Source organism: Streptomyces sp. NPDC107538 (assembly GCF_055657445.1).
The window spans coordinates 1,207,648-1,230,280 of record NZ_JBVKAY010000001.1 but is presented as its reverse complement, the minus strand read 5'-3'; the positions used below and the strand labels follow the sequence as shown (position 1 = coordinate 1,230,280).

The following is a 22,633-nucleotide window of genomic DNA, read 5'->3' as shown; positions in this document are numbered from 1 at the left end:
ACAGTACTCGTCGTGGAGCGGAACGCCATGAAGTGCGACTTCATCGACAGCCGTCGCGACCGCGGAAACACTGCGTCCATGACCACACCACCACGGGACCACAAGAGCCTTGTCGGACAGGCACTGGCGGAACTCATCGGGACGGGCAGCGTCGACGCGCTCGAACCGTTGCTGAGCGACGACTTCGTCCATCACCGGCCGGACTCGACCTCGTCGACCAGGACGGAGTGGCTCGCCGCCGTCCACGCGGCGCTCGTGCCGCTCGCCGGCATGCGGGTCGAGGTCCACCACCTGCTGGCCGAAGGCGATCACCTCGTGATGCACTCGCGACGCCGGCTCCCCGAGGGAGGGCCGGAGATCGTGGTCGTCGACATCTGGCGGATCGAGGACGGCCTGATCGCCGAAGCCTGGGAGATCATCGAGCCGGTAGCCCAGGCCGCCGCCCATCTGACGTGGTGGGAGCCCGCCGAGCGCTGACCCCGCGGGCCTGCCTGTGCCGAGTCCCGGGGGACAGGGCACCGGCAGGCCCGCGGCTGCGGGTGGAGCATGTCCCGCGCCTCGTACCTTCCGCCGCGCAGCGCCGCGCCGTGTTACGTGGGCCCGGTGCCCGTCCGGGCGGGCGACGGCGTCGCACGGTCCCCGTCCGGTGCCGGGTCGGCCGGGGCGGGCATGGCGGCGAGTCCGGCGCCCGGGGCCGGGGAGCCGCAGGCCGACTCGGCGCTCTCACCGAGGAAGCCGCCCGACTGGTGCTGCCACAGCTTGGCGTAGGCACCGTTCGCGTCGAGCAACTCCTCGTGGGAACCCTGCTCGACGACGCTGCCACGGTCGAGGACGACGAGGCGGTCCATGCCGGCGACGGTGCTCAGACGGTGCGCGACCACGAGGGCCGTACGTCCGTCCATCAACCGCCACAACGCGTCCTGGACGAGGATCTCGCTCTCCGAGTCCAGCGCGCTGGTCGCCTCGTCGAGCAGCAGGATCGGCGCGTCGCGCAGGATGGCCCGGGCGAGCGCGACCCGCTGCCGCTGGCCGCCCGAGAGCTTCACTCCCCGCTCCCCCACCAAGGTGCCGAAGCCTTCAGGAAGTTGGGCGGCGAACTCCGTGACGTGCGCGGCGGCGGCCGCGGCGTGGATCTCCTCATCGGTGGCGCCGGGCCGGGCGAAGGCGATGTTGTCCCGCAGACTGCGGTGGAACATCGCGGGTTCCTGCGGCACGTAGGCGATCAGTGAGCGCAGGTCGTTCTGGCGCAGCCGGCTGATGTCCTGCCCGCCGATCAGGATGCGTCCTCGGTCGATGTCCGACATCCGCAGCAGAAGCCGGGTGAGCGTGGTCTTGCCACCGCCGGACCTGCCGACCAGACCGATCCGCGCACCCGCGGGCACGTCCAGATCGAGCCCCTGGAAGATCGGCTTCGCGCCCGCGTGGGAGAACGTCACGACGTCGAAGCGGACGCCGGTGTCCCGCGGTGCGAGCGGTTCGGGTTCCGCCGGGTCGAGCACGGTGGGCGGATCCAGCAGCAGCTCGGTGAACTGCGCGGCCTCGGTCATCGAGCTCTCCAGACGCCGGTAGATCTGGTTGAACTCGAACATGATCTGGGTGGCGTTGGAGTAGTAGGTGAAGGCGACGACGATCTCCTCCACCCCCTGGCCGGAGCCGCCGAAGGCGATGGCGACCAACAGCCCCAGCACGTTCGTCAGCACGGACATGGGGGCGATCAGGGTGTCGACGCGCAGATTGCCGTAGTCCCACGACCGCAGCGTCAGACGCCGGGAGTCAGCGACCCGGCTGCGGTGCTCGTCGGCCTCCCGCTCCTCGGCCGCGAACGCCCGGATGGTCTCCATGTTCACGAGGCTGTCGGCGACATGGCCGGAGACGCGGGCGACCGCGGCCTCCCGTTCGTTGACGAGCCGCTGCCGACGACGGATCAGCGGTGTCGCGGCCACCACGGTCAGCAGGATCATCACCAGCAGGCCGACGACGAGCATCGGTTCGTAGGTCCACAGCACCACGGCCCCGAACACCAGGGGGACGAGACTGCCCACGATCCGGTACGTCAGTGTGTCGACGAAGTCCTCGAAGCGCTTGCCGAAGCTCAGCACCCGCTTGGTCAGTGAGCCGGCGAAGTTGTCGTGGAAGAACGCCGCGTCCTTGGCGAGAAGTTCGTCCATCCCGGTGACGTACAGGTGTTCCATGCCGAGGGCGTCGACGCGGTTCAGGCAGTGCTGCCCGACCCGCCACACGGCCTCGGCGAGCAGTAGCGTCACACCGAAGCCCAGCACGTACGGCAGTGCCGAGGCGAGGGTGAGACCGCCGCCGTCGGCGGCCTGTCCCGCCAGTTTGGCGATCAGCAGGGGGGCTACGTAGCGGATGCCGATGTTGCCCACGGCCGGCAGCAGCAGCGCGGGCAGGGCCAGCCGGCGCAGCCGCAGCAGTTCCCGGCCGTAGTGGCGCAGTGCCAGAACGACCGCGCTCCTGCCGGGCGTCGGCCCTCGCGTTTCTGATGTCCCCATCACACTCCCGGAAGTTCGGAAGTCGGAAGTGTCCCGTCCGGGGAGGTCCCAAGTCCAGGCATTTAAGGCGGAACGGCGAGAACCGGACATCACTGTGTCCGGCCCGCGCGACCGCCGTGCGGGAGGGCGGGCCGACGGGGGCCGGGGGGGCGCGTCAGGCGTGGAGTGTGGGCCGGTAGACGAGTTCCTGGATGTGGCCGTCGAGGGTCCGGTGCTCGATCAGCTCCAGGTCGAAGTCGGCCGCGCCCCCGAAGATCGGGTCCAGCCCGGTCCGCCCGGTGATCACGGGGAACAGCGTCACCTGGACGCGGTCGACGAGACCGGCGGCCATCAGCGCCCGGTTCATCGACAGGCTGCCGTGCGAGCGCAACGGCACCTCGGACTCCTCCTTGAGCCGGGCGACGACCTCGACGGCGTCCCCGGCCACGACGTCCGCGTCGGGCCAGTCGAGGGGCCCCTCCAGCGTGCTCGACACCACCGTCGTCGGCAGGTTCCGCATCCGGGTGACCCACGGGTCGCGCACGTCCGAGTCCTCGGTGCTCGCCGCCAGCATGCTCGCGAACGCCCGGTACGTGTGGGCCCCGAAGACCATCCGCTGCTCCTCGCGGTACAGGGCGAGGCGGTGGTCGAGCAGCTCGGGGCCCTGCTTGCCCCAGTAGCCGGTCCAGTCGCCACCGGCGGCGCCGAAGCCGTCGAGGCTGGAGAAGACGTCGAAGGTGTAGGCGGCGGTCATGGTGCTCTCCTCGCGTCGCATGCGGTCGCTCACGTGTCACAGATATAGACCGGCGGCCACGGAAGAACTCATCGTGAGGGGACGGGTCACTCCTGGCCGTCCGCAGGAGCCGTTCAGAGGAGCCGTCCACAGCGGCCGTCCACAGGGCGGCGGGCGCTGTCAGTGGCGGCTGGCAGTATCGGGCCCATGACGCAGACCACGGCAACGGAGACCACGGCGTTCGACTGGCGGTCCTTCCTGCTCAGGTGGAGCGGGGAGTGGGCGGATGCCCTGCCGGAGGACGAGACGCCGAGCGAGGACGACGAGGCCGCGCGACGGGCGCGGTGGCTGGGGTTCGCGCCCGCCCCGGAGGAGCGGATCGTGGCCATGGAGGAGCGTCTCGGCCGACGGATGCCCCCGTCGTACCGGGAGTTCCTGAAGGTCAGCGACGGCTGGCGGCACGCGGGCGGGTTCGTGTGGCTGCTGGCGGGGACCCGGGACGCGCGCTGGCACGACAACGCGTCAGGTTTGGCGGACATGTACGAGGAGCACCTCGACGAGGACGCCGGGCCCGAGGAGCGGCTGGAGGTGGACATCTGGCACCGCGGGCTGCAGCTCGACGTCGAGTCCGACATGACCCATGTCCTCATGGATCCCGAGGACGTGGACGAGGACGGCGAGTGGGCCGTGTACACCTGGGCGAGCTGGCGGGCCGCACCACCCGAACGGCACGCGAGCTTCCGTGCGTTCATGCGGGACATGCACCGGGAGTTCCACAACCTCGGAGCGCGCAGGAGGGACGGGGAACCGGAGTTCGTCAACGACACCACGCGCGAGCTGGACGCCCTGACGGAGTCGGGCCGCCTGGCGGCGCTGCGCGGCGACTGGGAGGGGGCCGCGCTGGCGCTGGACGAGGCCAAGGCGTACGGCAGACCGAGGGCCGCCGGGCTCAGCGACCAGATACACCTTCTGCTCGGCCAGACCTCGATGGTGTACTTCGACGGGTTGGCGACGGACCCGACGTACGCTGCCGAGCTGCTGCCACCGCTGGTCGCCGAGCACGCGGCGCACTCGTACCGGGACGACTCCACACTGACGTACCACCTGCGGGGCGCCGACCGGGACCTGGTGGCACGGGCGTACGCGACGCTCGACGAGGTGCGGAGCGGCGCGTACCGGTACACGGCGGCGGGACCGTTCGGTGAAGCGGTCGGCCGGGCACGGGAGTCGGCCCGCTGGGGAGACTCCGACGGGGCGTGGCGGACGCTGATCGACGCCCTGCCCCTGTGGGAGCCGCCGGGACCGGACCTCCTGGCGCCGCTCGGGTGGGTGGCCGACCCCCTGCTCGGACCGCTGCTGACTGCGGAGCGGGGCCGCGAACTGCTGGCCACGCCCAGGGGCGGGCACTCGGGCGAGGCACCGCCGCCGCCCGTACGGCACGACCCGGACGGCCTGGACGGCCTGGCGTGGCTCGCGGAACCGGACCCGGGCAACAACCGCACGTCCTACCGGTTCGTGCTGGTGGAGGGGGTGGCGCCAGCGGAACTGCCGGGACGTCTCGGGGAGGGAGGCGGGGGTGGTGACGGCGACATGGGAGGGGCCGGGGCTGGGGCCGGTCCCGGGGCTTCGGCTGGGGCTGGGGCTGGGGCTGGGGCTTCGGCTGGGGCTGGGGCTTCGGCTGGGGCTGAGGCCGGTCCGGGTCCTGGGGTCGAGGCTTCGGCTGGTGCTGGGGCCGGGGTCGTGCTGAGTGAGCCCTTGACCCTCTGGGAGGCGCGCCGCAAGTCGCTGGAGAACAAGCGGGAGTTCTCGTCCTACGACGACCGGGCCCTCGTGGCGGTCGGCCGGGCCGGCGCGGGCTGGAGCTTCGCCTTCGACGGTGAACCTTCCTCGTTCAGTCCGGAGCGGTTCGTCTCCCCGGCCGCCGGCGCCAGCGCGGGCACACGTGCGGTGGTGGTCTGGAGCGGGCTGCGGGCGGAGCACCGGGATCCGGTCTTCCACCTGTCGGTCGCACGGGACGGCGTCGAGCAGTACGCGTTCACCTACGCCGACGGACAGGTCCGGTCGAGCGGGGAGATGCCGCCGGCACTGGCCCCGGCCCGCTTCTTCGGCGCCCTGTCGGACACGACGGAACGGTCGCTGCTGGAAGCGGTGGCCGCGGAGTTCGGTGCCCGCCTGCCGCGCCACGCGATCGTGCGCGGACGCCTGCACACCTTCACCACCCGCTCCTGGACACGCCCGCCGAGGGACGGCGAGACGTTCACGGTGATCCGGGTCGGGTGATGCGGTGAACCAGATCCCGGTGGATGTCACCCGAGCCGCGACCGAGGCGAGATCCTCGGCGTACCGCAACAGGGCTTCGACGACCAGCTCCACACCACTCACGCCGGAGCACCACAGCATCCGAGACCGCCCGGAGTAATCGGTGGGGTGGAACGTCATATGGGCTGAGGCGGGGGGGGGACCGGTGGCTCGCATATTCAACTGTCGCCGGTTCCCCGAGGAACCCAGCCCGCTGGTTGACTGGCTGTGATCGCCGGCGGCGTACAACTCCAGGACTCGTTCATCGCCTTCATCGACTACAGCCAGAGACCTTTCGAGCCCACTGCCAGATTCCTTCGGTGGGCGGGAAACTACGAAGCGGCGGCGTCGAGTTGTCACCCAACGAGATCGAAGCCCTCCCTGCCAGGTGGTCATCATGCTGGACCCCGAGTGAGGTCGCGCAGTGGTTGGCCGGAATCAGCACGCCCTAATACGTGGCCGCAGGCTGGGCGCTGGACTTCTTCCGCGGCACGCGGACACGGGCTCATGGAGAGATCGAGATCGAGATTCCGGCCGCGAGCTATCCCGAGGTCCGCCACCGCTTCCCTGAATACCTCTTCGCCGCATCCCTCATCGGCTACCGCCGACTGATTCGGTGAGAGTCAGTCGGCCGGAGCGACAGTCGGCCGGCGTCGGTGGTGTCAGTGACGGCTCGTAGGGTGCGCTGGTATCCAACGAGGAGGTTCCATGGGCTTTTCCGGTCATCTGGTCTTTGCGCGCAGCGAGCGCTCACTGCTGGAAGCTCCCCTGTTCGGCTTCGGCAGCATCGGTCCCGAACTGAGGGACGACGTGCATGAGTGGGAGCCGCGACCGGGCGGCTGGCAGACCCTGCAGTTGGAGCAAGGCGTTTGGGAAGACGAGTACCTGGCCACCTTGGTCGAATGGTCCGGTGCGCCGGCCTGCGTCGCCGATGTTTCCGACAGCAGCGTCGCCCTCGTGACCGGCCTGGACACCAACGGGCGTCGCTGGCAGACATGGCTCAACCTGGACAACGCCGCGGCTCTCCTCGTTGAGGAACCCGAGGACGTGGACGACGTGAGCCTGTGGATTGCTACCCCGGAGTTCGAAGAGGCCATCGGACATAAGCGTGCGGAGCTCGACGCGCAGGTGCCGACGGACGCCGAAGGCGCTCTCATGTGGGCTTCAGCAGCCAGTGTCCAGGCCACGGCGCAGCAGCCGCGGATCGAGGAACTGCTGCGCGCTCGAGAGACCTTCGTGGAGGAGTTGTTCGACGCGCTGCTGGACGAACTGGGCTTCCCTGAAGCTGCCCACTCCGCACCGTAGCCACAAGAAGCGACGAGTACGCTTGTCGTTCAAGGTCCGGCGTCGAACGCGGCTCGAACTTGATCAGCGTTTTCGCAGTTCAGCGGACGTGAAGGTGGCCACCGTCTGATCCTGTGCTCCGTCACAGAGTGGATCAGCGCGAAGACCGTGGTCGTGAGTTTGGTTGTATCAGGATGTCCTGCGGGATGCGTTCGCGGAAGTGTCGCACTTCCGGTCGGAACTGTACGCGTGTCTGACCGCGCGGGGCGACGCCTTGTTCGAGTTATGTGGCGCCCTGCTGTGCACGGATGGTCCGGTGCGGACACTGGTCGATCTCGCGCTCGCGCCCGAACACCGCCGTGGGCACGGAGCTCTGTACGGCGGGCTCAACCGGGGTCGGATCGATGTCGCCCGGCTGCGTCGAGCCCTGGCTGGGATGCCGTTGCCGAGGGCTGCGGATGGTCGGCTGGTGTTGGCGGAGGATGTCTCGCCGTGGCTTCGGCCGGACGCCAGCACGTGTGCTGACCGGGCCTTTTGCCACACGTTCCGCCGAGGCGAGGGCAAGCACCAGATGGTGCCTGGCTGGGCTTAACTCGGTGGTGGCCGCGCTGGAGACGGGGCACACGTCCTGGACTGCGGTGCTGGACGCGGTCCGCCTGGAGCCCGGCGCGGACGTCGCCGCTGTGACCGCGGTGCAGATCCGCGAGGTCGTCGAGCGTCTCGTCGCCGCCGGCCAATGGCGGCCGGGTGACCCGGAGCTCCTGGTCGTACTGGACGCCGGATACGACGCGCCGCGCAGCGCCCACCTGCTGGTCGGGCTGCCCGTCGAGATCCTCTGCCGGATCTGGTCCGATCGCGTGATGCGGCGTCCGATGCCATCCCGTGAAGAGTTTTATCTGGCCAACCTCAAGGGCGGCCGACCGCCCAAGCACGGCGGCGAGTTCGTCTTCGAAGAGCCCGCAACCTGGGGTGTCGAGCAGGCCGTGACGGTCACGGACACCCGCCTCTGCGGGAAGGCGACCGCCCAGGCCTGGGACCGGCTGCACCCGCGGCTCACCCGCCGGGCTGCATGGCTTGACCACGACGGTCCGCTGCCGATCATCGAAGGCACCGTCGTCCGCCTGGTCGTGGAGAAGCTGCCCAGCGGCGGGGTGAACAAGCCCGTCTGGCTGTGGTGGTCGGGCACCGGCGCCACCGAGACGGACGTCGACCGCTGATGGCAGTCCTTCCTCCGCCGCTTCGACATCGAGCACACGTTTCGCCTGTTCAAGCAGACGCTCGGGTGGACCAAGCCTCGGCTTCGCAGCTCGGAAGCCGCCGACCGGTGGACATGGCTGGTGATCGCGGCCTATGCCCAGCTCCGACTGGCCCGCCCGCTGGCCACCGACTTGCGGCGGCCCTGGGCGAAGCCGACCGAGCCGAACAAGCTGGCACCAGCGCGCGTCCGCCGGGGGTTCAGGAACCTGCACGCGAAGACCGGCTCTCCGGCTGGTGCACCGAAACCGTCTACGCCCGGTCCCGGCCGGCCACCCGACTCGAAGTACCGCTGCCCGGCATCCCGTCATGATGTGGGCCGGATCCTCCCCACCGGTGAGGCCTACAGCCGTCCAACACCACCAAAAGGGAACGAAGCCCAGACGCGTCAGTCAAGCCTGACCCGTCAATGCAGCAGACGGATCTCGCCCGTCCACCACATCAACCCACGTGACTACAGACCGAGACGGATCAACACCCAACAGGAACACCGTCTCCTGTTCACGCTCCAGCACGATGACCCACGGCGATGGTGTCCCTTCTGGAGCGGTCAGCACGTAGTTGCGGCAGATCCCGTGAAAGGGAAGGCTCGAGATCGAGTCCGCGATCGGGTCTCCCGGATGTGAGTCCCGCAGCAGGGCACTTATCTCGCCTACAAGATCAGGGCAGACATCAGCCAGGCGCAACGGGTTCTTCTTGGGGCTCCTGGGGGACTCCATGCCCGAAGCATGTCAGGCCCCCCAGCCCACCGGCTCGACCCAAGCGGCAGTGCCCACGTTAAACGACAAGGTAAGGGTCTGTGAACAAACCCCCATCTGGGTAGCGGCGTCGGGCACGCACGCTCGCGGGATGCCGAAAAGCCCCTGTCGACCGGCTTGGTGTGCGGTCCGGGATCGTGGTTGCCGACCAGATCACTACGTTATGGGCAGGCACTCGGCGAGCAGGTCGACGATGTCCCGCCAAGCTCGCTGCGCGTGCTGAGGGTGATAGCCGACCCCGGGAAGCACGGTGTGGTCGACCGGTGGGTGGTGGAAGGCGTGCAAGGCGCCGCCGTAGACCACGAGGCGCCAGTCGACGCCCGCGGCCTGCAACTCCGCGGTGAATGCGTCCCGTTGCGCGGGCGGCATGATCGGGTCTTCCGACCCGACCCCGGCCCACACAGGGCAGTGAATGCGCGCCGTCTCGCCTGGTCGGCCCGTGGTCAGTCCGTTGACTGTCGCGATCGCGCGCAGGTCGACGCCGTCGCGCCCGAGTTCCAGCGCGATCGCGCCCCCGGTGCCGTAGCCGACGGCGGCGATCCGGTCCGGGTCGGTCCGTGGCTCGGCGCGGAGCACGTCGAGCGCCGCGTGGCCGATGCCTCGCATCCGGTCGGGGTCGGCGAGCAGCGGCATGCAACGAGCCAGCATCTCCTCGGGGTCGCCCAAATAGCGCCCGCCGTGGAGGTCGAAGGCCAGCCCCACGTATCCCAACTCGGCGAGCGCATCGGCCCGGCGGCGCTCGACGTCGCTGAGCCCCACCCCCTCGGGCCCGACCAGGACCGCGGGCCGGCGGTCGGCACCGGCCGGGAGCGCGAGGTGCCCGATCATCGTCAGGCCGTCGGCCGCGTATTCGATCGTGCGCGTTGTAACTGTCGTCATGAGCCTGGACTGTAGTGATCGTCGAGCCCGGTCGGGCCGGTGTTCTGCCGCTGGCAGAAGGCAACCGCCGGCCACCCCGAAGGGCGGGCGCACCGGACGCCGCTGGTCCCAGTGACCTCTACACCTCCTTGGTGGTCCCCTTTAACTGTGTGATCACGGCGGCCTGCTCAAACATACTGGTTCGGTGCATCATGATGAAGAACAGCCGTTGTCCGGCGGTAACGTCAGCGAGGGTGTCGTTCGAGTCGGAGATACTGTCCGTCGTCCGGCCGGACCCTGGACTCCCGCAGTGCACGCCTTGCTCACCCACCTGAACGAGGTGGGATTCCGTGCGGCGCCTCGCCCTTTGGGTATTGACGACCAGGGGCGCGAGATCCTGACCTTTGTGCCGGGACACGCGGTCTGGCCCGACCGGTTCTCTCTGCTGGAACCCGCTCGGCAACTGGCTCGTGTGGCACGACTGATCCGGGACTTCCACGATGCGGTGCAGGACTTCACGCCACCAGCCGACGCGCACTGGCAGGTGCTGATCCCCGCCGAGGACGGCGACATCATCGCCCATCACGATCTGGCCCCATGGAACCTCGTGGTCGCAGACGAGTCCCAGTGGGCCTTCATCGACTGGGACACCGCCGGCCCCGGTTCCCGCCTGTGGGACGTCGCGTATGCCATGCACGGTTTCATCCCGTTGTCCGCTCATCCTGACTGGCAACACGGCGACGCGGCAGACCGACTGCGAGTCTTCGCCGACGCCTACGGCCTCGATGAAGCCGAACGCCGTCGGCTGGTCCCACTGCTGGGGCGCCGTACGCGTTCCATGCACGACTTCCTGCGCGAACAGGCCGCCCGGGGTGTCCAGCCCTGGGCAACTCTGTGGGCCGCAGGCCATGGCGACGCCTGGCGAAACGACGCCGAATACATCGAACAGCGCGAAGACCAGTGGGTGCACACCCTGCTCGCCGGCTGAGGCACTTCCGCCAGCTCCTCGCTCCCCATGTCGAACGGTGTCTCGAACTGGATCGCTCACTCGGGCATCCACCGGACGCTGAGGCGGCCTTCGTTCGCTGAGCGGTGCATGACGGCCGGGCACCTGCGCGAGGCAGGTGCCCGGTGGGTCACTTCTCGTCGCGTAGTTGGGACGCCAGGGACGCCAGGGGTTCGGTTTGCTCGGTGGTGTGGCCGAGGGTGGTCAGGTGGGTGATCGCGTGGTCCAGGCGGGTGAGGGCGGGGGTGGGGCGTTCCAGGTAGATGCCCTCGACGGCGCCGGCGAGGCGGACGCATTCGGCCCACTCCCCGGCGTGGTCGTCGTCGCGTCCCGGCTCGCCGAGCAGGGCGAGGGCCTGCTCCAGGGCGCTCAGGGCGGCCTCGTACTCACCGGCGTAGGCGTTGACCCGGCCGTGTTCGTAGGCCAGGGCGCTGTCCAGGGAGCGGCCGTGGGCCTCGTACGCGGCGGCGCGGGCCTCGTCGGCGATCCGGCCCGCGTCGGCGAGAAGAACAAGGGCGTCGGTCAGGCCGTCGGGGCCCTGCTTCTGGGCCTGGAGCCGGGCGATCTCGCGCAGGCAGTTGCTGAGGTGCTCGTAGCGCGGGGCCCGGGCGTGGGCGGCGAGTGCCTGGTCGGCGACCTCGCGGGCCCGGCCGAACTCGCCGGACTCGGCGAGGAGTACGGCCGTCTCCCCGGCGATCATGGCGTGGCTGCCGGCGTCGTCGTCCCAGCCGGCCGACTCGGCGGCGAGGGCGACGAACTCCGCCGTGGCGGCCTTGATGTCCTCGCCCTCCTGCAGCGCGCGGGCGCGGGTCAGCCGCAGCTGGGCGACGAGCCGGTCGTCCAACTCCCCCGCCACGACGTCCGGTTCGGCCAGCAGGGAGTCGAGCAGGGCGATGCAGTCCTCGACCCGGCCCAGGTCGAGGCTGAGCTGAGCGGCGTTGCTGTAGGCGCAGAACGCGTCCGTCCGGCCGCCGTGGCGCAGCTCCAGTTCCGCGGAGCGCGTCAGATGCCGCAGGGCCTCCTCGGGGCGGCCCAGGTGCAGACAGGCCTGGGCCAGATCGCCGTACAGGCGGCCGGTGTCGACCGCTTCGGCCGGCCAGTCGGCGGCCAGCCGCAGGGCCTCGGTCAGGTCGGCGTGGGCGGTCTTCGCGTCCCGGAGGCCGAAGTGGAGCCGCCCGCGCAGGCCCAGCGTACGGGGCAGGTGCCAGGCGGGGCCGTGTGCCTTCAGCCGGTCGAGGAGGGCATCGATCTCGGTGACGGCGGCGGGCAGGTCGCCGGAGATGGCGTGGGTGGTGACCCGCAGCAGCAGCGCGCCGGAGATCTGTCCGGCGAGGTCGTGCCGGGCGGCGAAGGTGTGCAGCGCGTCCGCCTCGGCGAAGACGGGCGCGACGTGCTCCTCGCTCCCCGTCGTCTGCAGGCGCAGGCCGAGGGCGTTGCCCCGAAGGCGCAGGAGACGGGCCTCCTGGGAGGGGGTGAGGCCGGGCGTCGCCTCGTGCAGGCGCACGACGGAGGCGTAGGCGGCGGTCAGCGCGGCACCCTTCGCCACGCTGCCGTCGGCGTCCTCCGCCTCGCTGCCGTCGACGCCCTTCACCTCACTGCCGTCGGCGTCCTTCGTCCCGCCGCCGTCGGCGTCCTTCCTCCCAGCCCCATCAGCGTCCTCCGCCGGGGTCTCGGCCGGGATCTGGGCGGTGGCGAGCACGGCGCAGGCGCGGGCGAGTGTCGCGTGTTCGGGGAGGGCGGCGTCGTCGTACAGGGCCGCGGCGTCCTCGTAGAGGTCGGCGGCGTCGGCGAACTCGTCCTTCTGGGCCGCCCGGCTCGCCTCGTCCTCCAGCAGGTCGGCACGCAACTGTACGAGCGGTCCCACGGCCGGGTCGTCGGGGTGGCTGTAGTCGCGGTCGGCGACGAGCGTGCGCAGCCGGGTCCAGCAGGCCTGCGCGTCGGGGTGACCCTGTTCCTCCAACGCCCTTGCGCGGACGATGAGTTCGGGCAGCGCTTCGGGGACGGCGGCGGTCGTACGGGCGGTGGGTACGGCGCGGGGTGCCGCCGCGGCGACGTCGTCGAGGCTGCGGGTGCGCAGGGTCAGTTCGAGCGCGTCCAGGAGCGGGGCGCGGTCGAGGCGGGTGCGGCGGCGGTCGGTGTGGGCGGTGGTGCCGTTGCGGGCGTCGAAGCGGGCGGCGAGGTCGTCGGCGCGGCTCTTCACCTCGGCGCGCAGGCCGGACACCGTCCAGGTGCGGCCCGCGTACCCGGCGGCGGGCAGGTCGCCCTGGCCGAGGAGTTCGACGCGCTGGAGGAGGACCTCCACGCCGGTGAGGAAGCTGAGCAGACCCAGCGGCGAGTCGACCTCGTCGAACAGGCTGCGGTTCTCGGCGAGCAGTTCCAGGCCGCGGGCCTCGTTGCCGGTGAGCGCGCAGAACTCCAGGTGGCGGCCGACCTCCTGGGCCATGGAGACGGTGCGGCGGCAGCCGCGGTAACCGGCGAGGTGCAGCTCACGGGCCTCGTCGGCACGGCCGGTGCGCAGCAGGGGCAGCAGCGCGTAGGAGACGGAGCGGGCCGGCTCCTCCTGGCAGGACTCCTTCCCGGCCAGCACGGGTTCCCAGGTGCGCAGCGCGCGTGCGTCGTCGCCCGCCGCGAGGTGGTGGAGGGCGCGTTCGCAGGTCTCGCAGGCCTCGCAGTCGCTGAGCCGGACGCGGGTACGGCTCGCCCACAGCTCGTACGCGAGGGTGGTGTCCTCGCCGACGTGGGCGGCGAGTTGGTAGGCCTGCCCGTAGTAGGGCTGGAGGCCGAGGCCGGCCTTCTCGTACCGGTCGCGCATCTCGGTCAGCCACTGGCGCAGGCTGACGAGCGGCACCTCGGGCAGCTGGCGCAGGGCGTTGGCGACCCACTTGAACCGCCAGAACAGCAGGTGGCGCAGGCGCTCGTCGAAGACGTCGGGCTGCTCGTCGAAGAGGTTGAGCAGCCGGGCGAAGACGACGGGCGACTTCCGGGGCTCGGAGCCGTACGTGTACGCCTCCTGGAGTTCGAGGAGCGCGCGGACCAGGGCGAGTGGGTCCTCGAACTGCTCGGCGGCGTCGACGAGTTCCTCGGCGGTGACGGTGCGGGGGCGGCCGTAGGGGCGCTCGTGGTTCGCCTGGAGCGCCTGGAACAGCTCGTCCGTGGTCTGGGGGTGGGGTGCGGGTGCGGTCGGCATCGTCAGCTGTCCTTGCGGAGGGCGTGGGCGAGCAGGTCGAGGAAGGAGCGGTTGATGAGGCTGGACTCGGCGGGCCTCAGCGGGCGCCGGGACAGCATCGCGGCCTGCCCGTAGAGGGCTTCGGCGCTGGTGCGGGCCAGTTCGGGTTCGCCGATGGTGACGGCGGTGCGGACCAGCGGGTTCAGCTGGTTGAGGATCAGCTGCGCGCGTGGGGCCTCCTGGCGCAGGGCGCCGAGGATGTCGCCCCACAGGCCGCCCTCCTGCTCGCGGGCGAGCTGGGAGCGGGTGCGCTCGTGCCGGGCCTCGCGGCTGTCGACGAGGAGGGCGGGTGCGGACGCGGGCTGGAAGGTGCGCAGCGCGACATCGCAGTCGAAGACGGCGAGGGCGTCGCGGGCCTGGGCGAGGTAGGCCGCGGCGGCGAGTTCCGTCTCGCGGTCGACGGGGTCGAGGTGGGCGGTGAGGGTCGCCGGGTCGAGGTCGGCGACGGAGACCTCGGGCCGGATCTCGGGCAGCCGGTGGACCAGGTCGCGGTCGTAGGTGTAGCCGCCGTTGACGACGCCGAGTCCGGCGGCCGAGGCGATGGCCGCGACCTGCCGGAACTCCTCCACGCTGGAGGTCACGAGCACGGTGCGGTGGGTGCGGGCGAACTCGTCGAGGGTGGTGTGCCCGTCGGTGGTCTCGAACGGCAGCCAGGGCAGCAGCATCCGCAGGATCTCGTCGTCGTGCACCGCGAGCGACTTCACGGCCAGGTGATGGGCGTGGAGGAAGCGGGCGAGCAGATCCGGGTCGCTGGCGGCGGCACGGGCGATCCAGTCGCGCAGCCGCTCGGCGAGGGCGTCGCGGACGGCGGCGAGGGTGTCGTCCTCGTACAGGGACTCGCGGGACGCGGTCGGACGCAGGCTCTCGGCGTCGACGACGCAGCGGACGAAGAACGCCCACTCGGGCAGGATCTCCTCGGCCTGCTCGGACAGCAGCATGCCCTTGACGTGTACGCGGTGGCCGTGGCGGCGCCCGGCCGGCACGGTCTCGGGCAGCACGCAGGCGATGCCCTTGAGGCCCACGGCCGGGAGGTCCAGCTCGATGGTGTCCAGCGGCGTGAAGCCGAAGACGTCGGCGCCGTACGCGGCCAGGGCGCGGGAGCGGGCGCCCGGCGTGGGGTACGTACGCGACCAGGGGGCGGGCTCGGGGTTGACGGACGCGCCCCGGCCGCCCGGACCGTCCGCACCCACCGGGCCGCCGGTACCGCCGGTACCGCCCGTGCCGTCGTCGAAGGTCACCGGGTGGCGGAGCAGGGAGCCGAAGTGCCGGGCCAGGGCGTGCACCTGGGCCGGGCGGGTCCACTCCCCCGCGTCGGCGCGCGGTGTCAGGGTGACGGTGGTGCCGGGCCGGGGGCGGGCGGAGGCGGGCAGGGTGCGGACGGTGTAGCTGCCGTCGCCGCGTCCCCGCCACTCCACGGCGGGCGCGTCGGGGGTGCGGGCGGAGCGGCTGAGGACGTGGATCTCGTCGGCGACCAGGAAGCAGGAGAGCAGACCGATGCCGAACTGGCCGATGAAGTCGGCCCGTTGCTCCTCGATGCGGTCGGCACGCTTGCTGCTGCGGCCGATCGTGGCGAGGAAGGTGTGCACATCGGCCTCGGTGAGACCGACGCCGTCGTCCTCGACGCGGACCACCGAACCGTCGGCGTACAGACGGATACCGAAGGCGTCGCCGCCCGCGCCGGTGGCCGGTTCGAGGGTGTGCCGGGCGGTGAGCGCGTCGACCGCGTTCTGCATCAGTTCGCGCAGGTAGACCCGGGGGCTGGAGTACAGATGGTGGGAGAGGAGGTCGACGAGGCCGCGCAGATCCACCTGGAAGGTGCGGTCGGCGGCTGCGGCGGGGTCGACGGCGGTGTCGGGCAGAGTCATGGGGCAGTCCGGGGTGGGAAGAGGGAAGGGCGACGGATGAGGCCGGGCGGTGCCGGTACGTGGCGGGCGGCGCCGGGGCCGGGGCCGGCGGATGTTCGCGTACGCCGGTGGCGGCCGGGCGGGAGCGGTGTGCGCCCGGGTACGGCCGGGGCGAACGAGCGGGACGGACCCGGGGCCGGCTCGGGCCCGGTGTGGGCGCGGGCGCGGTCCGGGCGCAGGCCCGGTGTGTGCTCAGGCCCGGCGGTGATGGCGGGCGAACTCCTTCTCGGGGTCCGCGAAGTAGGTCCAGGGCCAGGTGGTGTAGGCGCCGTCCAGTGCCTGGAACACGCGCCGGACCGTGTGGCGCTCGCCGGCCAGTGCCAGGGCCATGGCGAACATGTTGAAGTCCTGCTGCCACCCGGGGTGCCGCACATAGGCGGGGTGCAGGACGCTGTGGTCGGCCGCTTCCCGCAACTGTGCCTGGATCTCGGCGGTTTCGAGGTAGTCCCCGCGGTCCGACTCGACCCATTCCTCGATGTACGCCATGGCGATGACACAGCCCAGGCGGTGTCCCTGCGGGGCCCGGGAGAACGCGTCCTGGGCGAAGGCCAGGGCCTGCCCCGGCTCACCGCCCCAGCGGGGCTGGAGCTGCGACACCCACTCCAGGTGGGTCTCCAGGTCCAGCGGGTCGCGGCGCAGGGCGGCGTCGCGGCGGGCCTCGTTGACAGCGGTGCCGAGCGACATGCCGCGGCCGGAGGTGAGGAGGCGGCGCCACGGGGTGACCCAGTCCGGCCGCAGCTCGGCGGCCTCCAGCAGCTGTTCCTCGGCGATGCGGAGCCGCTCGTGGAAGACCCGCCACTGTTCCTGCGAGACGTTCACGGCACGGGCGGCGGTGCGGGCCTCCCAGCCCCAGCTGACGTGGCGCGTCCCGGATATCAGCAGGGCGGTCGCCCGGTGCTCCTTGTCCTCCTCGACGGCCCTGCCGATCCAGTCCTGCAGGCCGTCCAGGTCGTCCAGCTCACCGAGGATCCGATGGTCCCGGCCGAGGTCGAAGGGGGCCAGGGCCGCCTTCACGGCCTCCCAGTCGCCGGCGTCGGCGGCCTCCACCAGCGCGAGCACCCGGGCGTCCCCGAGCGCGCGCAGCGTGTACATGCCGCTCTTCTGTCTGCGGGGCACGGGCAGGGCGTACGGATCCGCCGCCGGTCTCTCCGTACCCCTGCCGAACAGCTTGCCGAGCATGCCGAGTCCTCCCCGTGGTCCCGCGTGATCTTCCGGTGCAGCATAGACGGCACCACCGACAGCACTTCCACAGGGTTTTCACCGGCCCGCCGCAACCGCATGGCCGGTACATGGGGGCCGTTCCCCCATGTACCGCCCGGGCGGGCCTGGCACCTTGGGACCGGCTCGGCGCACTGGGCGTGCGCGGGCCAGGCCGCATCAGGTGAGCGAGAGGGAGCCCATGGGCAGAAACGCGTTACTCCGGGTCATGGTGGTCGCCGCGCTGGCGGGTTCCGCGGTGACCCTGACCGGAGGGTCCGCGAGCGCGGCCACCGGTGTGTCCAAGAGCGGGACCCATCTGGTCGTGAACGCGGCGGCGGGGCGCGCGAACAACATCACCGTCAGCTTGTCCGGGAGCACCGTCTTCATCCGGGACACCTCCGACACCCTCTCCGCGGGGATCGGCTGCACGCTCCAGGTCAACGGTTCGGTGGCCTGCCCGGTGAACCTCGGCACCGACACGGTCGTGGTCAACGCCGGTGACGGCAACGACATCATCACCAAGACCGGCAATGTGCGCGGTGAGCTGAAGGGCGAGTCCGGCAACGACGTCATCAACGGTGGCCCCAGCCCGGGCAGCAACATCCTCAACGGCGGTACGGGCAACGACACGTTGAACGGCGGCGTCACCTTCGACATGCTCGTCGGCGGCCCGGGCGCCGACCGGCTCAGCGGCGGGGGCGGCACCGCCGACCTCGTCAACTACCTGGACAGCGGCTCCGGCGTGGTCGTCGACATCGACAACGCCGCCGACGACGGCACCGGCGGCGAGGGGGACAACGTCCTGACCGATGTCGAGTTCGTCTACGGCAGCCAGTTCGGCGACACGCTCACCGGAAGCGCTGCGGGCGACATCCTGTCGGGCTTCGGGGGCAACGACCTCCTGGTGGGCGGGAACGGCAACGACACCCTCGTCGGCGGCGCCGGCAGTGACAGCCACAGCGGTGGGGCGGGCAACGACACCCTGGACGCCGTGGACGGTGTGTTCGGCAACGACTCCCTCAACGGGGGCGCCAACACCGACACCTGCACGGCCGACACGAACGACACGAAGAGCGCCTGCGAGGCGTGACCTCGCGACCTCGCGCACCGGGGCCGGACCGCGCTGCGCGGTCCGGCCCCGGTCCCGGTCCCGGTTGAACGAACGCGCCCCGATGAGCACAATCCAGCCAGGACGCGCAACTGCCGACGGCTGAAACTCGTCCCTTCCTCCCGAGCCGACGGGGCTCGGGAGACCGCGAAGAACCAAGTGGGGGACGGATGATGAACCTGACGCCGAGAACGATCCGCCGCAGACCGGGCGCCGCCCGGGCAGTCGCGCTGGGCCTGTGCGCGGCGGGAGCGCTGGCGCTGGCGGGCTGCGCGGGTGGCGCGGGTGGCGGCGGTACGGGCGGTGCCGACGACGGCTCGAAGCCGACCGCGACGGCAACGGCAACGGCTGTGAGCGACACCGGCGACGGGGCGGGGGCCCAGGCCGACGCGAAGGCCTCGGCGGACGCGAGCGGCGGCACCGAAACCCCCGCCGACGATCCGGCCGCCTCCAAGTCACCGGCCGCCGAGGGGGCCGTCTCGGGCGGTACCGGCGGCGGTGGGGACGACTGCGACCACAAGATGCCGATCTCCCCCGACGAGATCGCCGTGTACCGGTACACGCCGGAGGGGGGGTTTCTGAGTCTGATCGTCAGGCACGGCAACTGGGGATGCGGCACCCCCGACTCGGACGGGGCGCCGTTCGAGACGGTCGGCAAGGAGACGTTCATCCCGCTCGATCAGGCGGCGGACACCACCGTCACCACGCCCATCGTGGAGAGCACGGAGAACCAGCCCATCGGCGTCCAGGAGTTCCTCGACTGGCTGGAGGCCCATCCGAACTCCGGTCTGGTCTTCACCTACCACCTCGGCGGCGACGGCGCCATCGACCGCCTCGACCAGGTCTTCACCCCCTGAGCGTCCCAACACCCGTTCCACCGGCGGTACTTGGGGGTTCTCCCCCCATGTGCCGCCACCCGCTCCGCGCCCAGGATGGATCACGGCGAGACCAGCCAGTGGTCAACGGGGAGAAACAGGAGGAGCGTTGAAGACCTCGATACGCAGAGCGGTACAGGCCGGTGCGATGAGCGTGGCGCTGGGTGCGGCGACGGTGCTGTCGGCCGGGCAGGCACATGCCGCGACGGGTGTGCGGGTGGACACGGTTCGTATCTACGTCAACGCCGTCGCCGGGAAGGCGAACGACCTTTCCGTCACCCGGTCGAACAACAGGGTCGTCATCAGCGACGGCGGCGACGCGGTCACCGCGGGATCCGGGTGCACCCAGATCGACCGTGACACCGTCGACTGTCCGTTCGACGGCCGGACCCTCACGCTCGACATGGGCGACCTCGGGGACATCGTCCTCGTGACGGGCAATATGCCCGCCGACATCTCCGGCGGCACTGGCAACGACATCATCACCCTTGACTACACCGCCACCTCCAGGACCTTCCTGAACGGCCAGGCCGGTCACGACACCGTCTTCGGCGGAGCCGGGATCGATAACATCACCGGCGGAGCCGGCGACGACACCATGTTCGGCAGGAACGGCAACGACCGTATCGACGCCGGTGACTTCGCGGCAGGGAACGACCGCTCCTACGGGGACGCCGGCACCGACACCTGCACGGGGGACAACGGTGACCTGAAGGACAGCTGCGAGAGCTGATCCCTGATCCCCAACCGTCGGGCCCGATATCCGTTTGCGCGACGACGTCCGGATGGGTCACCGTCGGCTGACACCCGAGGAAGGCGGAGACAGGATGACCCCCCGGACGGACCCCGTCGACCAGGAACTGATCGAGGCGGCGGCACTGGTGGCCCGTACACGCTGCCGCGGCGACGAGCACACCATGGCGGCGGCGGGCCGGGCCCGGGACGGGCGGATCGTCACCGCGGTGAACGCGTACCACTTCACCGGAGGCCCCTGCGCCGAACTGGTTCTGATCGGTGCGGCCGCCGCCCAGGGCGCCCACGAGCTGGTGACCGTCGTCGCCGTGGGTGACCGCGACCGCGGTGTCGTGCCCCCGTGCGGCCGTTGCCGTCAGGTCCTGCTCGACTACTTCCCGGCGCTCCGGGTCATCGTGGCAGACGGCGACGGCGACGACGTCCGCACCGTCTCCATCACCGATCTGCTGCCCGCAAGCTATGTGTGGGCCGACCACCAGCTCCCCGCCGAGCCGGTCACGCCACAGGACAGGAGCTGACACCGCCGGCCGGCCCCGCCTCGGCGTGGTTCCGCCGGCCTCCGCGCCCCGGAGGCGGGCTTGTTAGCCTCGGCAGGGTGATCGGTTCCTTCCTTCCAGGCCAGGGCGCCTCATGAGCGTCGTCGACTCGTGCCCGCTCGGTGCCGCGACCACGCTCGCCGAACTCGCCGGGGATCCGCATCCGCGCCTGGCGCTGCTGCGGGCGCGGGAGCCGGTGTCCTGGCTCCCCGAGCTGGGCGGCTGGCTGGTGACCCGCCGGGATCTCGCCCTGGACGTGATGCGGGACGCCGAGACCTTCACCGTGGACGACCCCCGGTTCTCCACCGCGCAGGTCGTCGGCCCCAGCATGCTGTCCCTCGACGGCGAACGGCACGCCCGGCACCGCGAGCCGTTCACCGCCCCGTTCCGCCCCCGGGCCGTGCACGACGGTTTCGCCGAGTTCATCGAGCGGGAGACCGCCCGGCTCCTCACACCGCTCGTGGCGGCGGGCGCCGCCGAGCTGCGGCGGGCCTTCGCCGGGCCCCTCACGGTCGCGGTCGTCACCGAGGCGCTGGGGCTGGTCGGCACCACCTCGGACACCGTGCTCGACTGGTACGACACCATCGTGCGGTCGGTCTCGGACATCACCGCCGGCCAGGAGGCGGCACCGGCGGGCGCCGCGGCCTACGCGCGGCTGCGCGCCGCCGTGGAAGCCACCGTCGCCGACCCGCACACCGCCTCGCTCCTCGGCTCGGCCGCCGGGCGCCTGACCGTGCCCGAGGTGGCGTCCAACGCCGCGGTGCTGATGTTCGGGGGCATCGAGACCACCGAGGCGATGATCACCAACGCGCTGCTGCATCTGCTGCGACACCCCGACCAACTCGCCCTCGTACGAGCCGACTTCGGTCTGCTGGACGGCGCGGTCGAGGAGTCGTTGCGTCTCGAACCGGGCGCCGCGGTGGTGGACCGCTACGCGACCCGGGACACCGTCCTCGGTCCGGCCACGATCCGCCGGGGCGACCTCGTCACCGTCTCTCTGACGGGGGCAAACCGCGATCCGGACGTCTTCCCCGACCCCGACGTGTTCGACGTCCGCCGCGCGAACGCACGCCTGCAGCTGGCGTTCGCGCACGGCCCGCACTACTGCCTCGCCGCACACCTGGCCCGCCTCGAAACTCGCATCGCCCTGCGGCACCTGCTGGAACGGCTCCCGGCCCTGCGTCTGGACCCGGACCACCCCTCGGCCCCGTCCGGCCTGGTCTTCCGCAAGCCCACCACCCTGCATGTGCGGTGGGACAGCCCACCGGTCGCGGATTCGCGCGCTTGCCTAGAGCGCACTCCACTGGACTAGCGTGCGTCCATGAAGTACACGCAACTGGGACGCACTGGTCTCAAGGTCAGCCGACTCGTCCTCGGCACCATGAACTTCGGCCCGCAGACCGACGAGGCCGACAGCCACGCGATCATGGACTCGGCGCTGGACGCGGGCATCAACTTCTTCGACACGGCGAACGTGTACGGCTGGGGCGAGAACAAGGGCCGTACCGAGAGCATCATCGGCAACTGGTTCGCCCAGGGCGGCGAGCGCCGCGACAAGGTCGTCCTCGGCACCAAGCTGTACGGCAACATGGGCGCCGACGACGAGGCGTGGCCCAACCACGACAAGCTGTCCGCCCTCAACATCCGGCGCGCCGTGGACGCCAGCCTCAAGCGGCTGCGGACGGACTACATCGACGTCTACCAGTTCCACCACATCGACCGGGCCACCCCGTTCGACGAGATCTGGCAGGCCGTCGACGTACTGGTCCAGCAGGGCAAGATCCTCTACGCCGGGTCCTCCAACTTCCCGGGCTACAAGATCGCCCAGGCGAACGAGACCGCCGCCCGGCGCGGCGGCACCATCGGCCTCGTCAGCGAGCAGTGCCTCTACAACCTCTACGAGCGCCGTGCCGAGATGGAGGTCATCCCGGCCGCGCAGGAGTACGGCCTCGGCGTCATCCCGTGGTCACCGCTGCACGGCGGTGCGCTCGGCGGCGTGCTGAAGAAGGAGATCCAGGGCGGCCGGCGCGGCGAGGGGCTGGCCGCGGGCACCATGTCCGGCCCTGACGTACGCGCGAAGATCCAGGCCTACGAGGACCTGCTCGACAAGCACGGTCTGGAGCCCGGTGAGGCCGCTCTGGCCTGGCTGCTCACCCGTCCCGGTGTGACCGGCCCGATCGTCGGTCCGCGCACGGCGGAGCAGCTCGAATCCGCCCTGCGCGCCGTCGAGTTGGAGCTGAGCGAGGAGGTGCTGGCCGGGCTGGACGAGATCTTCCCGGGGCCGGGACCGTCTCCGGAGGCCTTCGCCTGGTAGCGGTCACAGCCGGGGACGGGGACGGCCGGGGCCGCGA

The 22,633-nt window shown here is 71.1% G+C and carries 18 protein-coding genes and 1 pseudogene; 12 read left to right on the top strand and 7 right to left on the bottom strand.

Features of this window, described 5'->3' with window-relative positions; genetic code table 11:
• Positions 1–78: 78 nt before the first annotated feature.
• Positions 79–477 carry a nuclear transport factor 2 family protein gene (locus ACZ7MG_RS05370; protein WP_471394145.1) on the top strand — a complete coding sequence of 133 codons (399 nt, stop codon included), beginning with the start codon at positions 79–81 and terminating at the stop codon, positions 475–477.
• Between the two features lie 113 nt (positions 478–590).
• Here the strand turns inward: ACZ7MG_RS05370 and ACZ7MG_RS05365 are convergent, their stop codons facing one another.
• Together ACZ7MG_RS05365 and ACZ7MG_RS05360 are read right to left on the bottom strand one after the other, a co-directional pair.
• On the bottom strand, positions 591–2,510 hold the full coding sequence (locus ACZ7MG_RS05365; RefSeq protein WP_471394148.1) for an ABC transporter ATP-binding protein: 1,920 nt from the start codon (positions 2,508–2,510) through the stop codon (positions 591–593).
• Between the two features lie 154 nt (positions 2,511–2,664).
• Complete coding sequence (locus ACZ7MG_RS05360) at positions 2,665–3,243, bottom strand: dihydrofolate reductase family protein (RefSeq protein ID WP_471394150.1); 579 nt, start codon at positions 3,241–3,243, stop codon at positions 2,665–2,667.
• Positions 3,244–3,429: 186 nt separating this feature from the next.
• Here ACZ7MG_RS05360 and ACZ7MG_RS05355 point away from each other — a divergent pair, with 186 nt between their 5' ends.
• The 4 genes and pseudogenes from ACZ7MG_RS05355 to ACZ7MG_RS05340 form a co-directional block, all read left to right on the top strand.
• Positions 3,430–5,502 carry an SMI1/KNR4 family protein gene (locus tag ACZ7MG_RS05355; RefSeq protein ID WP_471394153.1) on the top strand — a complete coding sequence of 691 codons (2,073 nt, stop codon included), beginning with the start codon at positions 3,430–3,432 and terminating at the stop codon, positions 5,500–5,502.
• 473 nt (positions 5,503–5,975) lie between these two features.
• A complete protein-coding gene (locus ACZ7MG_RS05350) occupies positions 5,976–6,140 on the top strand; it encodes a hypothetical protein (RefSeq protein ID WP_471394156.1) in 165 nt (54 codons plus the stop codon).
• A gap of 88 nt (positions 6,141–6,228) precedes the next feature.
• On the top strand, positions 6,229–6,825 hold the full coding sequence (locus tag ACZ7MG_RS05345; RefSeq protein WP_471394159.1) for a hypothetical protein: 597 nt from the start codon (positions 6,229–6,231) through the stop codon (positions 6,823–6,825).
• A 163-nt stretch (positions 6,826–6,988) separates the two neighbouring features.
• Positions 6,989–8,411 (top strand): annotated as a pseudogene (locus ACZ7MG_RS05340) (NF041680 family putative transposase); the annotation flags it as partial.
• A gap of 39 nt (positions 8,412–8,450) precedes the next feature.
• Here the strand turns inward: ACZ7MG_RS05340 and ACZ7MG_RS05335 are convergent.
• The gene (locus ACZ7MG_RS05335; RefSeq protein ID WP_471394315.1) at positions 8,451–8,777 is read right to left on the bottom strand and encodes a hypothetical protein; all 327 of its coding nucleotides are present in this window, start codon (positions 8,775–8,777) and stop codon (positions 8,451–8,453) included.
• A 195-nt stretch (positions 8,778–8,972) separates the two neighbouring features.
• Positions 8,973–9,695, bottom strand: coding sequence for a dienelactone hydrolase family protein (locus ACZ7MG_RS05330; RefSeq protein WP_471394162.1), 723 nt, complete (start codon positions 9,693–9,695; stop codon positions 8,973–8,975).
• A 208-nt stretch (positions 9,696–9,903) separates the two neighbouring features.
• On the opposite strand from ACZ7MG_RS05330, the gene ACZ7MG_RS05325 reads away from it, so the two are divergent.
• The gene (locus ACZ7MG_RS05325; RefSeq protein WP_471394310.1) at positions 9,904–10,662 is read left to right on the top strand and encodes a phosphotransferase enzyme family protein; all 759 of its coding nucleotides are present in this window, start codon (positions 9,904–9,906) and stop codon (positions 10,660–10,662) included.
• A 148-nt stretch (positions 10,663–10,810) separates the two neighbouring features.
• Here ACZ7MG_RS05325 and ACZ7MG_RS05320 read toward each other — a convergent pair whose 3' ends face one another.
• The 3 genes from ACZ7MG_RS05320 to ACZ7MG_RS05310 form a co-directional block, all read right to left on the bottom strand.
• Complete coding sequence (locus tag ACZ7MG_RS05320) at positions 10,811–13,867, bottom strand: hypothetical protein (RefSeq protein ID WP_471394165.1); 3,057 nt, start codon at positions 13,865–13,867, stop codon at positions 10,811–10,813.
• A gap of 2 nt (positions 13,868–13,869) precedes the next feature.
• Positions 13,870–15,771: an HSP90 family protein gene (locus ACZ7MG_RS05315; protein ID WP_471394167.1), complete on the bottom strand. Its 1,902-nt coding sequence runs from the start codon at positions 15,769–15,771 to the stop codon at positions 13,870–13,872.
• A gap of 231 nt (positions 15,772–16,002) precedes the next feature.
• Positions 16,003–16,989, bottom strand: coding sequence for a hypothetical protein (locus ACZ7MG_RS05310; RefSeq protein ID WP_471394170.1), 987 nt, complete (start codon positions 16,987–16,989; stop codon positions 16,003–16,005).
• Between the two features lie 220 nt (positions 16,990–17,209).
• On the opposite strand from ACZ7MG_RS05310, the gene ACZ7MG_RS05305 reads away from it, so the two are divergent.
• From ACZ7MG_RS05305 to ACZ7MG_RS05280, 6 genes are all read left to right on the top strand, one after another.
• On the top strand, positions 17,210–18,100 hold the full coding sequence (locus tag ACZ7MG_RS05305; protein ID WP_471394173.1) for a calcium-binding protein: 891 nt from the start codon (positions 17,210–17,212) through the stop codon (positions 18,098–18,100).
• Positions 18,101–18,288: 188 nt separating this feature from the next.
• Positions 18,289–18,975: a hypothetical protein gene (locus ACZ7MG_RS05300; RefSeq protein ID WP_471394176.1), complete on the top strand. Its 687-nt coding sequence runs from the start codon at positions 18,289–18,291 to the stop codon at positions 18,973–18,975.
• 127 nt (positions 18,976–19,102) lie between these two features.
• A complete protein-coding gene (locus ACZ7MG_RS05295) occupies positions 19,103–19,726 on the top strand; it encodes a calcium-binding protein (RefSeq protein WP_471394179.1) in 624 nt (207 codons plus the stop codon).
• 94 nt (positions 19,727–19,820) lie between these two features.
• On the top strand, positions 19,821–20,264 hold the full coding sequence (locus ACZ7MG_RS05290; RefSeq protein ID WP_471394182.1) for a cytidine deaminase family protein: 444 nt from the start codon (positions 19,821–19,823) through the stop codon (positions 20,262–20,264).
• Between the two features lie 112 nt (positions 20,265–20,376).
• On the top strand, positions 20,377–21,594 hold the full coding sequence (locus ACZ7MG_RS05285; protein WP_471394185.1) for a cytochrome P450: 1,218 nt from the start codon (positions 20,377–20,379) through the stop codon (positions 21,592–21,594).
• A 9-nt stretch (positions 21,595–21,603) separates the two neighbouring features.
• Positions 21,604–22,596 (top strand): aldo/keto reductase, encoded by a 993-nt coding sequence (locus ACZ7MG_RS05280; protein ID WP_471394188.1) that lies wholly within the window; start codon positions 21,604–21,606, stop codon positions 22,594–22,596.
• Positions 22,597–22,633 lie beyond the last annotated feature (37 nt).